The sequence below is a fragment of the Pseudomonas sp. PB120 genome, from assembly GCF_009761815.1.
Classification (GTDB): Bacteria; Pseudomonadota; Gammaproteobacteria; order Pseudomonadales; family Pseudomonadaceae; genus Aquipseudomonas.
Genome location: NZ_RWIN01000149.1, coordinates 1 through 12,902, shown reverse-complemented (window position 1 = coordinate 12,902; position 12,902 = coordinate 1). Strand labels below are relative to the sequence as shown.

The following is a 12,902-nucleotide window of genomic DNA, read 5'->3' as shown; positions in this document are numbered from 1 at the left end:
TCCTTCTGTCGGAACAGGGTTGCAGCGATTGGGGCGGCTTCGCCACCCAACGGGAGCAAGCTCCCTCGCCACAAAGGTACTTTCATCCTCCAGGCTGCCTGTTCAGAGTATTGGCATCCGATGTATCCGGAAACAGGCCCGAAGGGTGAAAAATATGCGCCAGCGCTTTATAGTGGCCGACCTCCGTTTCATCAAGTAGCCGAGCCCCATGTCCGAGCCACGCAAGATCCTCGTTACCAGCGCCCTGCCCTATGCCAATGGTTCGATCCATCTTGGCCACATGCTGGAATACATCCAGACCGATATGTGGGTGCGCTTCCAGAAGCACCGCGGCAACCAATGTATTTATGTCTGCGCCGACGACGCCCACGGTTCGGCCATCATGCTGCGCGCGGAGAAGGAAGGCATCACCCCGGAACACCTGATCGCCAACGTCCAGGCTGAACACAGCGCCGACTTTGCCGAGTTCCTGGTGGACTTCGACAACTTCCACTCCACTCACGCCGAAGAAAACCGTGAGCTGTCGAGCCAGATTTACCTCAAGTTGCGCGACGCCGGGCACATCGCCACGCGTTCGATCACGCAGTATTTCGACCCGGAAAAGAAAATGTTCCTGGCCGACCGCTTCATCAAGGGCACCTGCCCGAAATGCGGCACCGAAGACCAGTACGGCGACAACTGCGAGAAATGCGGCGCGACCTACGCCCCGACAGACTTGAAGGACCCGAAGTCGGCCATCTCTGGCGCCACCCCGGTGCTCAAGGATTCCCAGCACTTCTTCTTCAAACTGCCGGACTTCCAGGACATGCTGCAAACCTGGACCCGCAGCGGCACCCTGCAGGACGCCGTCGCCAACAAGATCGCCGAATGGCTGGATGCCGGCCTGCAACAGTGGGACATCTCCCGCGATGCGCCGTACTTCGGGTTCGAGATTCCGGGCGAGCCCGGCAAGTACTTCTACGTCTGGCTGGACGCGCCGATCGGCTACATGGCCAGCTTCAAGAACCTGTGCAACCGCACGCCGGAACTGGATTTCGACGCGTTCTGGGGCAAGGATTCCACCGCCGAGCTGTATCACTTCATCGGCAAGGACATCGTCAACTTCCACGCGCTGTTCTGGCCCGCCATGCTCGAAGGCGCCGGCTACCGTAAACCGACCGGTATCAACGTGCACGGCTACCTGACCGTCAACGGTCAGAAAATGTCCAAGTCACGCGGCACGTTCATCAAGGCCCGCACCTACCTGGATCACCTGTCGCCGGAATACTTGCGCTACTACTACGCGGCCAAGCTGGGCCGTGGCGTCGACGACCTGGACCTGAACCTCGAAGACTTCGTGCAGAAGGTCAATTCCGACCTCGTCGGCAAAGTCGTCAACATCGCCAGCCGTTGCGCCGGTTTCATCCATAAAGGCAACGCGGGCGTGCTGGTGGCCGGTAACGCCGCACCAGAACTGACAGAGGCGTTCCTCGCTGCGGCGCCGAGCATTGCCGAGGCCTACGAGGCTCGCGACTTCGCCCGCGCCATGCGCGAGATCATGGGCCTGGCTGACCGTGCCAACGCCTGGATCGCCGACAAGGCACCGTGGTCGCTGAACAAACAGGAAGGCAAGCAAGACGAAGTCCAGGCGATCTGCGCCCTGGGCGTCAACCTGTTCCGCCAGCTGGTGATCTTCCTCAAACCGGTGCTGCCGTTGCTGGCTGCCGATGCCGAGGCATTCCTGAATGTCGCGCCGCTGACCTGGAACGACCATGCCACGCTGCTCAGCAATCATCAGCTGAACGAGTTCAAGCCGTTGATGACCCGTATCGACCCGGTAAAAGTGCAAGCCATGACCGACGCTTCGAAAGAAGACCTGACCGCCAGCCAGACCGACACCGGCGACGCGGCACCTGCCGGCAACGGCGAACTGGCCAAGGATCCGTTGTCGCCGGAAATCGACTTCGACACCTTTGCTGCCGTCGACCTGCGCGTTGCGCTGATCATCAAGGCCGAAGCCGTGGAAGGTGCCGACAAGCTGCTGCGCCTGACCCTCGACCTCGGTGATGAGCAACGCAACGTGTTTTCCGGGATCAAGAGCGCGTATCCGGACCCGTCCAAGCTCGATGGTCGCCTGACCATGATGATCGCCAACCTCAAGCCTCGGAAAATGAAGTTCGGTATCTCCGAAGGCATGGTGATGGCAGCCGGTCCTGGCGGTGAAGAAATTTACCTCCTGAGCCCTGACAGCGGTGCCAAGCCAGGTCAGCGCATCAAGTAAGGCATTGCGCTGAATCGAATCCCACAGTCGTGCCTGGCGCGGCTGTGGGATTTTTCATATCTGGCCCACCCACCTTCCTTGCCGGATAATGCCTAACCTTGTTAGACAGGCCCATTTTGCCGGCACGATCATGACCGAGATGCTTCTTACGCTTATCAGCGCCGCCCTGATCAACAACTTCGTGTTGCACTGGCCGCTGGGCGTCGATCCGCTGCTGGGCACCGAGCGTCGTCAGGTCCACGCCCTGGGCATTGCGACAACGTGCCTGCTGCTGATCGTCGGCGTGCTCGGTTATGCGCTCGATCACTGGCTGCTGCTGCCACTGGAGCTGACGTCGTTGCGATTGTTCGTGTTTGTGCCGCTGAGTGTGTTGTTGATCGCGCCATTGTTGAAATTGCTGTCGCAGGTGTTTTCCACGCTCTCGTTTGAAGGGCTCTGGCCACTGCTGCTCGGCAATGCCGGCGTGCTCGGGCTGACCTTGATCAACGCGCAGGATGACAACGGTTTTCTTCACGTCACCGCCTTGAGTGTCGGCGCCGGGCTGGGTTTCTGGCTGGCGCTGAGTCTGTTTACCGACTTGCGTCAGCGCACGGTCGATAACGATGTCCCTCTGCCCTTTCGCGGCCTGCCGATCGATCTGATCGGCGCCGGACTGATGGCGGTGGCTTTTCTCGGATTCAGTGGACTGATCAAAACATGAGTCTGATACAACGCATCGATGCCCTCCTGCCGCAGACCCAATGCGGCAAATGTGGCCACCCCGGATGCAAGCCTTACGCCGAGGGCATCGCCAGCGGCGAGCCGATCAACAAGTGCCCGCCCGGCGGCAACGAAACCATTGCGGCCCTGGCCGACCTGTTGAAGGTGCCAGTGCTGGAACTCGACGTCAGTCGCGGTTCAGCCCCGGCGCAACTGGCCTATATCCGTGAAGCGGAGTGTATTGGCTGCACCAAATGCATCCAGGCCTGCCCCGTGGACGCCATCGTCGGTGCAGCCAAATTGATGCACACGGTCATCATCGATGAATGCACCGGCTGCGACCTCTGCGTGGCGCCTTGCCCGGTGGACTGCATCGAGATGCGTCCACTGCCGCAGGCCGCTGTGCTGCCAATTGTCGGTGGCCTGGCCTTCAGCCTTGAGGAGCAACGGGCTCGCGCCGCCAAGCGCAATCACGCCCGGCGCCGTTTCGAACAACGCAACGCCCGGCTGCAGCGCGAAGAAGAGCAGAAGCTCGCCGAACGCCAGGCCCGAGCGCACCGCACCGTGCCGCAGCACACTGAAGCGGCCCCACTCGACCCCGTGCAGGCCGCGCTTGAACGGGTACGCGCCCAGAAGGCCGCCACCGCCGATGCAGCCTTGAAGAAAGCCAAGGTCGACCTGGCCATGAGTCGGGCGCAACTGAACAAGTCGCTCAAGGCTTTCGGGCACCCGCCGACGTTCGAGCAGCAGTCGCAATTGATCGTCCTGCAACAGCAATTCGAGGTCGCCGAGCAAGCATTGGCGCAACTGGAAAGCAGTGCACCGGCGACGCCGGCCCCCGTTGTACCAGCGAAAAACGCGGAGCTGAACCGGGCCAAGATCCAGTTGGCGATGCGCCGCGCCGAACTTAAAAAAGCCCAGGCGAACGAAGCTTCGCAGGAACAGATCACTGCGTTGGAACTTGCCGTGAAGGAAGCGGAGCGTCAGGTGGACACTCATGCCACCCCTTGAATCGGTCGACGAACGCCTTCAGCAGGCCATGAAGCTGGTGCTACTGGCGACCCTGCCAGGAGCGCTGATGTTGTTCTGGCTCTATGGCTGGGGGGTTCTGATCAACCTGATTCTAGCGAACGCGACCGCACTGGCGGTTGAGGCGGCCGTCATGCGGTTGCGCAAGCGACCACTCAAACCCACTTTGAGCGACGGCAGCGCCCTGGTCAGTGCGACGCTACTGGCGCTGGCCTTACCGCCTTATTGCCCCGGTTGGCTGACAGTGAGTGCGGCCGCATTCGCGATGCTGTTCGGCAAACACCTGTATGGCGGCGTCGGCAAGAACCCGTTCAACCCGGCCATGCTCGGTTTCGCCTTGATGCTGGTGACGTTTCCCCAACAAATGACCCATTGGCCCTCCTCCCATGGCATGGACCTGCTGGGTGGGTTGCAGCAAGTGTTTGGTTTCAGCCTCGGCCAAGCCCCGGATGCCTGGGTCCAGGCCACGGCGCTGGACAGCCTGCGGATCAACAAAAGCCTGACCATGGACGAACTCTTCGCCGGCAACCCGGCGTTCGGTCACTTCGGCGGCCATGGCGTCGAGTGGGTCAACCTGGCGTTTCTGGCAGGTGGCGCGTTTCTTTTGCAACGGCGCATTTTCACCTGGCATGCGCCGGCCGGTATGCTCGCCAGCCTGTTTGTCATCAGCCTGCTGTGCTGGAACGGTTCGGGCTCCGATTCACACGGTTCGCCGCTGTTTCATCTGCTCACTGGCGCTAGCATGCTGGGCGCCTTCTTCATCGTCACCGAGCCGGTATCCGGCGCAAAAAGCCCCGGCGCCCGACTGCTGTTCGGTGCAGGCGTGGGTCTGCTGACCTATGTGATTCGCACCTGGGGTGGTTATCCGGACGGCGTGGCCTTTGCGGTACTGTTGATGAACCTCTGTGTGCCGACGCTGGAGCGCTTTGTCGCGTCCAGACAGGAACGGAGTGCGCCATGAATCGAACGTCGAGCGTTGCGATGCTGGCGCTGCTGGCAGCCGTGGGGATTGGCGCGACTTACCTCGCCCATCAGGCCGCTGCACCGCGCATCGCGGCCGAACAACGCTTGATCGACAGTCGCAGCCTGCTGGACCTGCTGCCCCCCGACAGCTACGACAATCAGCCTCTGGAACAACCGCTGACCCTCGACAACAACCTACTGGCCAACAGCACACTGCTGATCGGCTACCGCGCGACCAAGGCCGGGCAACCCAGTGTGGTGTTGTTGCGTAGCCAGACATTGGGTTATGCGGGCTCCATCGAGTTGCTGATCGCGATCGACGTCAACGGCAAACTGTTGGGCGTCAAAACCCTTAAACAGGCGGAAACGCCCGGGTTGGGCGCCAGGATTGCCGACTGGCCCAACAGCTGGCTTCAGGCTTTTTCCGGCAAGTCGCGAACCGAAATTGCCGACAGTGGCTGGGCGTTGAAAAAGGATCAGGGGCAATTCGATCAGATCGCGGGGGCGACCATTACTTCAAGGGCGGTCATCAACGCCGTCCACGACGCCTTGCGCTACTTCGATGAACACCGGCAATCGCTGGTCGAGGGCAGCCCTCATGAATAAGTTATCTCCGATGCACAACACGCTGATGCTTGCGCCGCTGATCGGCGCGACCGGCTCGTGGGTTACCGCACTGAGCCTGTGGCTGATGTTCATCGTGGTGATCAATGCCTTTGGCGTGTGCATGGGCACGTTGCGATCCCGACTGGCCCCGGCCACTCACTTGCTCGCCGGCGTGCTGCTGGCGGCCACCCTTACGAGCGGCGCAGAACTGGCGGTGCAAGCCTTGTCGCTGCAGGTGCAGCAGCATTTGGGGTTTTATGCCGGGTTGATCGCCTTGCAATGCGTCGTATTGGAACACACCGGTTTTTTCCACAGCCCATGGCGTGATCGCCTGAGCCTGTGTGCGGTGTTCGGCGTGTTGATGACCAGCATGGGGCTGCTGCGCGAACTGCTGGGCAACAGCGGCTTTCACTTGGCGACCCTGGCCCCCGGAGGATTCATTTTGCTGGGCCTGCTGCTTGCAGGCTGGCAGGCTTGCACTCGCCCGACTCCCTCACAATGACTGCTTTCGAGGAAATGCTTCGCCCATGAATGCCGCAAAACGTCTGGAAATTTTCCGCAGGTTTCACGAAGACAACCCGGAACCAAAGACCGAACTGGCCTACTCCTCGCCGTTTGAACTGCTGATTGCCGTGATTCTGTCGGCGCAATCCACCGACGTCGGCGTCAACAAGGCCACCGCCAAACTCTATCCGGTGGCCAACACACCAGCAGCGATTTACGCGCTGGGTGTCGAAGGGTTGTCCGAATACATCAAGACCATCGGCCTGTTCAACAGCAAAGCGAAAAACGTGATCGAAACCTGCCGCCTGCTGGTGGAGCGTCACGGGGGCGAAGTACCTCAGACCCGTGAAGAGCTGGAAGCGCTGCCGGGCGTAGGCCGCAAGACTGCCAACGTAGTGCTCAATACCGCGTTTCGCCAACTGACCATGGCCGTGGACACGCATATTTTCCGGGTCAGCAACCGTACCGGCATTGCGCCGGGCAAGAACGTGGTTGAGGTTGAACAGAAACTGATGAAGTTCGTGCCCAAGGAATACCTGCTCGATTCCCATCATTGGCTGATTCTGCACGGACGCTACGTATGCCTGGCTCGCAAGCCTCGTTGCGGCAGCTGTCGGATCGAAGATCTGTGCGAATACAAGCAAAAGACCTCGGACGATTGAGGCGCTATTAAGTTTATTGATTTATCGATTGAAAAAATCTTTTTTACCCGGGGGAAGATTGTCGATATAAGGAGCGCCAAAGGCAGTCTAAGCCTGGAGTTAACCTATGAGCACTGGCAAAGAGCAATTGGACGTAGAAGACGACTTCACCCCTGTTGAGGCCGATGACGCTGAACCCGTGGTTGAAGTGGCGAAGACCAACCTGAGCAAACGCCGTACGATTGACAATCTGCTGGAGGAGCGCCGACTGCAAAAGCAATTGGCCGATTACGATTTTGACCTATGACACCTAAAAGCCTCCCGAAACGGAGGCTTTTTACTAAGTGCCAACTGCTGACGCATCACACCAGACCATTGCGCTGAGCCAACTCGATCAGGTCGACCAGGGAACGCGCATTGAGTTTCAATAACAGGCGAGTCTTGTAAGTACTGACGGTTTTGTTGCTCAGGAACATTCCGTCGGCAATTTCTTTGTTAGTCTTGCCTCGTGCCAGCTGTTGCAACACCATCATTTCCCGCCCCGACAAGCGATCTACCATATCGGCTTCACTGGCATTTCCCAGGCTGGAGCGAACAGTGTGCAACGCTTGATTCGGAAAATAACTGTAGCCTGACAATACTGCCTTGATTGCGCTGAGCAATTCAGTGAGATCCTGCTGTTTGCAAACATACCCCGCCGCACCCGACTGCATGCAACGCATGGAAAAATGCCCAGGGGCCTGGGAAGTCAATATCAGTACTTTCATGGGAGTCGCGACCGACGTCAGTCGTGCAATGACTTCCAGCCCATCGAGTTTCGGAATTCCAATATCCAGGATAACAATATCCGGCATATGTTCACGTGCAAGTTGCAATGCATCCACGCCGTTATCTGTTTCTGCGATGACTTCGTAGCCATGACGTTCCATTAGCATACGTACCGCGAGACGAATGACGGGGTGATCATCCACGATCAGCACTTTATTCATGGGCAAGTCCAATTTCGCTGTTCGAATTTTTAGAGCCCGCACAATAGCGTAGTCGTTTCACCCCTGGCATGCCGCCCCGCCTAGCCACCTACACCAAGAGACATTCCCTACAAACAACGCAGATTATTCCTACAAAATTTCCTTGAAAACGTCTTATGAGAATCATTTTCAGACTAGCGGTATTTGCCTTTTAGACTGTTTTTTGTATCGGCTTACGACCACCAAGCAAAAAAAACGGCTTGCTGCCGGTGGCTCAACAGGCACTATTTAGTTACTTCCCCTGCAAAAGTAACCGATATTTTCCAGCTCAGCACTCACAACAGAAATATCACACACCTTTTATCCACTTACTCTTACAACACATTAATAGTCACGGCATAACATTCCACGGCAAATCTACTACATTGATAATTCAACACAACAACCTGTGAACCACTTGAGAAAAGACATCTACATATGAGTACAAACAATGAAGAGACTCAAACAAAAAATAACCACCCCCATGACTGTTATCGCCATATTTGCAACACTGTCTGAAACATCGGCAGCCTTATCGCTACCGTTCCTCGACAATAAGGACAGGGAAATCTACATCTGGTTTTTGATAGGTTTCCCTTTTTATTTACTGCTGCTTTTCTTCGCCACGCTAAACTTCAATCATAAATCGCTGTACGCACCCTCTGACTTCCAGAAGGAAAAGCACTTTATAGAAGTGATGGACAGCACTCTACGCCTGGACGATGACGTCACAACAGGGGAAGAACTGAAGGAGAACGCTGCGAAGAATTCGAAACATCCAAGGAAACGCAGCAGTCAGTAGCGTTTTTGGATCAACAGGAGGGCTAAACGGAAACAAAAAGAAATCTGAATCGCACGCTCAGCTAAAAATCACCTTATTCAAATGTGTGGCCCTGTCGACGACAGGGCCACACATTCAATTCGTTCCAGGCCTCAAAGGTCTCAGAACAGCTTGCGGCCTTTGTTCGCCGCGATACGCATGCGCAAGGCGTTGAGCTTGATGAAGCCCGCCGCGTCCGCCTGGTTGTAGGCGCCGCCATCTTCTTCGAAAGTAGCGATGTTGGCGTCGAACAACGACTCATCGGACTTGCGACCGGTGACGATCACGTTGCCCTTGTACAGTTTCAGGCGCACAACGCCGTTCACGTGTGCCTGGGACGCATCGATCATCTGTTGCAGCATCAGACGCTCAGGGCTCCACCAGTAGCCGGTGTAGATCAGGCTGGCGTACTTCGGCATCAACTCGTCTTTGAGGTGAGCGACTTCGCGGTCCAGGGTGATCGATTCGATCGCACGGTGAGCGCGCAGCATGATGGTGCCGCCCGGGGTTTCGTAGCAGCCACGGGACTTCATGCCCACGTAACGGTTCTCGACGATGTCGAGACGGCCGATACCGTGTTCGCCACCGATACGGTTCAGGGTCGCCAGCACGGTGGCCGGAGTCATTTCGACGCCGTCCAGTGCCACGATGTCGCCGTTGCGGTAGGTCAGTTCCAGGTACTGCGCCTTGTCGGGAGCCTTCTCCGGGGAGACGGTCCATTTCCACATGTCTTCTTCGTGCTCGGTCCAGGTGTCTTCCAGCACGCCGCCTTCATAGGAGATGTGCAGCAGATTGGCGTCCATCGAGTACGGGGATTTTTTCTTGCCGTGACGCTCGATCGGGATGTTGTGCTTTTCAGCGTAATCCATCAGCTTTTCACGGGACAGCAGGTCCCATTCGCGCCACGGAGCGATCACTTTCACCCCTGGCTTCAAGGCGTACGCGCCCAGTTCGAAACGAACCTGGTCGTTGCCCTTGCCGGTTGCGCCGTGGGAAATGGCGTCAGCGCCGGTTTCGTTGGCGATTTCGATCAGGCGTTTGGCGATCAACGGACGAGCGATGGACGTACCCAGCAGGTACTCGCCTTCATAGACGGTGTTGGCGCGGAACATCGGGAAAACGAAATCGCGCACGAATTCTTCGCGCAAGTCGTCGATGTAGATCTCTTTGACGCCCATGGCCTGAGCCTTGGCGCGTGCAGGTTCGACCTCTTCGCCCTGACCCAGGTCAGCGGTGAAGGTCACCACTTCACAGTTATAAGTATCCTGCAGCCACTTGAGGATCACCGAAGTGTCCAGGCCGCCGGAATACGCCAGAACGACCTTGTTTACGTCCGCCATGCCATCACTCCACGGGGTTCTACGGAAAGCCGTCGAGTCTACCGGGCATGCAGAATAATTTACAGTGGCGCGACAGCTTATGACGACGAAGCGACAAAATCTGTCGAACGAGCGACGATGACCGGCAAGTCAGGAAGTTGCCGAACTGCTGCCCGGTGTCGTGACTTGAGGGGCAACCTTGTCCGTCGGCGCCACCCGCTCAAGGCGCACGGCAACCCGGCGATTCTTCGCGCGGTTGGTGGCATTGGTGTTGGGCGCCACAGGGTAGCGCTCGCCGTGGAAGCGCATGGTGATTTGCGATTCCTGGATGCCATTGGCCTTGAAGTAGTCCATCACCGCCAACGCGCGGCGGCGCGACAATTCGCGATTGGTCAGGCGATTGCCGCTGTTGTCGGAGTGGCCATCGAGTTCGATATGGTTGACCGTCGGATCGGCCTTCATGAACTCCAGCATGACTTGCAACTGAGCCTTGGCTTGCGGGTTCAGGTCGATGCCCTCGCCCGGGAAACCGATCTCGGACTGTTTGACCTGTTCGAAATTCTTCGGCAACAATTTCGCCACGCAACTCTGGTATTCGTTGAAGGCCTGGCTGAACTTCACGGGCAACAGGCGCACTTCAGACACCCGGCCATCGCCCGAGGAATGTCGAATGACCGGGCTGCGACCGTCCATCAGGCCGCTGATCAAGCGCCCCGCCTGAACTTGTGAACTGTTGAACAACACATTACCACTGCCGATTCGCACGGACCCCAGGTTGATATCGCCACGCCCTGGCTGCCAGGGTGCCGCGGCCGCCAGCAAGGTGGCCGAACCACCGCCGATCATCGCGTTATAGGTTTTCAGACGGAACGTCGCCTGCTCGCCGGCACGACGCACGAACTCTCCCGAACCGAAATCAGTGATCGGCTGAGTCAGTCGGCATTCGAACTTGTCCCCTTCGACCGTCCACTCGATGCTCTCCAGACGTGTCTGGAAAGTGAGCGCCATCGCAGGAAGGCTGGCAAAGACGCTGAGCAAGGCTAAATAACGCTGGCGCACGGGAGGCTCCACTGGCTTCTACAACAAAAAGACCGACACACACATGTTTACGGCATACCTGTTGGATATCGGAAGCTTCCTGCAAAACTTGATAGCGAGTGCCTGCAAGAGTCTTTTCCGGTAGCATTCCCCTCAGTTTGACCCGCCTGGAATCCCCTCATGTCCGACCGCCTGACCCTGCTGCGTCCCGACGACTGGCACATTCATCTTCGCGATGGTGCCGTGTTGCCCAATACCGTCGCGGATGTCGCGCGCACCTTTGGTCGCGCGATCATCATGCCTAACCTCGTACCTCCGGTGCGCAATGCGGCTGAAGCCGACGGCTATCGCCAGCGGATTCTCGCTGCACGCCCGGCCGGCAGTCGCTTCGAACCGTTGATGGTGCTTTACCTGACCGACCGCACCCAGCCTGAAGAAATTCGTGAAGCCAAGGCCAGCGGTTTCGTTCACGCCGCCAAGTTGTACCCCGCCGGCGCGACCACCAATTCGGATTCTGGCGTCACCAGCATCGACAAGATTTTCCCTGCGATCGAGGCCATGGCCGAAGTCGGGATGCCTCTGTTGATTCATGGCGAGGTCACCCGTGGCGATGTCGACGTGTTCGACCGCGAAAAAATCTTCATCGATGAGCACATGCGTCGTGTGGTCGAGCGTTTCCCGACCCTGAAAGTGGTGTTTGAACACATCACCACCGCCGACGCCGTGCAGTTCGTCAACGAGGCCCCGGCCAACGTCGGCGCGACCATCACCGCTCATCACTTGCTGTACAACCGCAACCACATGCTGGTCGGCGGAATTCGGCCGCACTTCTATTGCCTGCCGATTCTCAAGCGCAATACGCATCAGGAAGCGCTGCTCGACGCCGCCACCAGCGGCAGCGCGAAGTTCTTCCTCGGCACCGACTCGGCACCCCATGCCCAGCATGCTAAAGAAGCCGCCTGTGGTTGCGCCGGTTGCTACACCGCTTACGCGGCGATCGAGATGTATGCCGAGGCCTTCGAACAGCGCAACGCGCTGGACAAGCTCGAAGCCTTTGCCAGCCTCAACGGCCCGCGCTTCTATGGCCTGCCGGTGAACACCGACCGTATTACCCTGGTCCGCGAAGAGTGGACCGCCCCTACCAGCCTGCCATTTGGCGAGCTGACCGTTATCCCGCTGCGCGCCGGTGAAAAACTGCGCTGGCGCCTGCTGGAGGAACACGCGTGAGTGAAGACCATTTCGACGACGAACAGGACGGTCAAGGCAGCGGAGGTGGTTCGCGCCACCCGATGGCCGCCCGCTTCCGTGGGTACCTGCCAGTCGTTGTCGACGTTGAAACCGGTGGTTTCAACTCTGCCACTGACGCCTTGCTGGAAATCGCCGCGACGACCATCGCCATGGATGAAAAGGGGTTTGTTTACCCTGATCACACCTACTTCTTCCGTGTAGAGCCTTTCGAAGGCGCGAACATCGAAGCGGCGGCGCTGGAGTTCACCGGGATCAAACTGGATCACCCACTGCGCATGGCAGTGAGCGAAGAAGCCGCCCTGACCGATATTTTCCGTGGCATCCGCAAGGCCTTGAAAGCCAACGGCTGCAAACGGGCGATCCTGGTCGGGCACAACAGCAGCTTCGACCTGGGCTTCCTCAACGCGGCGGTCGCGCGCCTGGACATGAAACGCAACCCGTTTCACCCGTTCTCCAGCTTCGATACCGCCACGCTGGCGGGCCTGGCCTATGGCCAAACCGTACTGGCCAAGGCTTGCCAAGCAGCGGATATCGACTTCGATGGCCGCGAGGCTCACTCGGCTCGCTACGACACCGAGAAGACAGCCGAGCTGTTCTGCGGCATCGTTAACCGCTGGAAACAAATGGGCGGCTGGGAAGACTTCAACGACTGATTTGTCGCTGTCCTCTCCGGACAAATGCAAACCTGTGGCGAGGGAGCTTGCTCCCGCTGGACTGCGCAGCAGGCCTTTTTTTGGGGCCGCTTCGCGACCCAGCGGGAGCAAGCTC

At 58.4% G+C, this 12,902-nt stretch carries 12 protein-coding genes and 2 pseudogenes; 11 read left to right on the top strand and 3 right to left on the bottom strand.

Going from position 1 to position 12,902, the window contains the following annotated elements; translation table 11 throughout:
• Positions 1-208: 208 nt before the first annotated feature.
• The 8 genes and pseudogenes from metG (at position 209) to EJA72_RS27275 (ending at position 7,009) form a co-directional block, all read left to right on the top strand.
• The gene (gene metG, locus EJA72_RS27310; protein WP_157714977.1) at positions 209-2,260 is read left to right on the top strand and encodes a methionine--tRNA ligase; all 2,052 of its coding nucleotides are present in this window, start codon (positions 209-211) and stop codon (positions 2,258-2,260) included.
• Positions 2,261-2,390: 130 nt separating this feature from the next.
• Complete coding sequence (locus EJA72_RS27305) at positions 2,391-2,960, top strand: Rnf-Nqr domain containing protein (RefSeq protein ID WP_157714976.1); 570 nt, start codon at positions 2,391-2,393, stop codon at positions 2,958-2,960.
• A gap of 17 nt (positions 2,961-2,977) precedes the next feature.
• Positions 2,978-3,352, top strand: a pseudogene (gene rsxB, locus EJA72_RS29875) (electron transport complex subunit RsxB); the annotation flags it as partial.
• Positions 3,353-3,956: 604 nt separating this feature from the next.
• Complete coding sequence (locus EJA72_RS27295; RefSeq protein WP_157714974.1) at positions 3,957-4,949, top strand: RnfABCDGE type electron transport complex subunit D; 993 nt, start codon at positions 3,957-3,959, stop codon at positions 4,947-4,949.
• Positions 4,946-5,557 (top strand): RnfABCDGE type electron transport complex subunit G, encoded by a 612-nt coding sequence (locus EJA72_RS27290; RefSeq protein WP_157714973.1) that lies wholly within the window; start codon positions 4,946-4,948, stop codon positions 5,555-5,557. The genes EJA72_RS27295 and EJA72_RS27290 overlap by 4 nt, the downstream gene beginning before the upstream one ends.
• Positions 5,550-6,059, top strand: coding sequence for an Rnf-Nqr domain containing protein (locus EJA72_RS27285; protein ID WP_157714972.1), 510 nt, complete (start codon positions 5,550-5,552; stop codon positions 6,057-6,059). The genes EJA72_RS27290 and EJA72_RS27285 overlap by 8 nt, the downstream gene beginning before the upstream one ends.
• 25 nt (positions 6,060-6,084) lie before the next feature.
• Positions 6,085-6,723: an endonuclease III gene (gene nth / locus EJA72_RS27280; RefSeq protein ID WP_157714971.1), complete on the top strand. Its 639-nt coding sequence runs from the start codon at positions 6,085-6,087 to the stop codon at positions 6,721-6,723.
• Between the two features lie 106 nt (positions 6,724-6,829).
• Complete coding sequence (locus EJA72_RS27275; protein WP_007898493.1) at positions 6,830-7,009, top strand: PA3496 family putative envelope integrity protein; 180 nt, start codon at positions 6,830-6,832, stop codon at positions 7,007-7,009.
• Between the two features lie 55 nt (positions 7,010-7,064).
• Here EJA72_RS27275 and EJA72_RS27270 read toward each other — a convergent pair whose 3' ends face one another.
• Positions 7,065-7,691, bottom strand: coding sequence for a response regulator transcription factor (locus tag EJA72_RS27270; protein ID WP_157714970.1), 627 nt, complete (start codon positions 7,689-7,691; stop codon positions 7,065-7,067).
• Between the two features lie 469 nt (positions 7,692-8,160).
• On the opposite strand from EJA72_RS27270, the pseudogene EJA72_RS27265 reads away from it, so the two are divergent.
• Positions 8,161-8,415, top strand: a pseudogene (locus EJA72_RS27265) (hypothetical protein); the annotation flags it as partial.
• 236 nt (positions 8,416-8,651) lie between these two features.
• On the opposite strand, the gene EJA72_RS27260 reads toward EJA72_RS27265, so the two are convergent.
• Both EJA72_RS27260 and EJA72_RS27255 read right to left on the bottom strand, forming a co-directional pair.
• Positions 8,652-9,869 (bottom strand): argininosuccinate synthase, encoded by a 1,218-nt coding sequence (locus EJA72_RS27260; protein ID WP_007898502.1) that lies wholly within the window; start codon positions 9,867-9,869, stop codon positions 8,652-8,654.
• Positions 9,870-9,998: 129 nt separating this feature from the next.
• On the bottom strand, positions 9,999-10,907 hold the full coding sequence (locus EJA72_RS27255; RefSeq protein ID WP_178129608.1) for an OmpA family protein: 909 nt from the start codon (positions 10,905-10,907) through the stop codon (positions 9,999-10,001).
• 159 nt (positions 10,908-11,066) lie between these two features.
• Here EJA72_RS27255 and pyrC point away from each other — a divergent pair, with 159 nt between their 5' ends.
• Together pyrC and rnt are read left to right on the top strand one after the other, a co-directional pair.
• Positions 11,067-12,113, top strand: coding sequence for a dihydroorotase (gene pyrC, locus EJA72_RS27250; RefSeq protein ID WP_157714969.1), 1,047 nt, complete (start codon positions 11,067-11,069; stop codon positions 12,111-12,113).
• Entirely contained in the window at positions 12,110-12,787 is a 678-nt protein-coding gene (gene rnt / locus EJA72_RS27245; protein ID WP_178129607.1) for a ribonuclease T, read from the top strand. The genes pyrC and rnt overlap by 4 nt, the downstream gene beginning before the upstream one ends.
• Positions 12,788-12,902 lie beyond the last annotated feature (115 nt).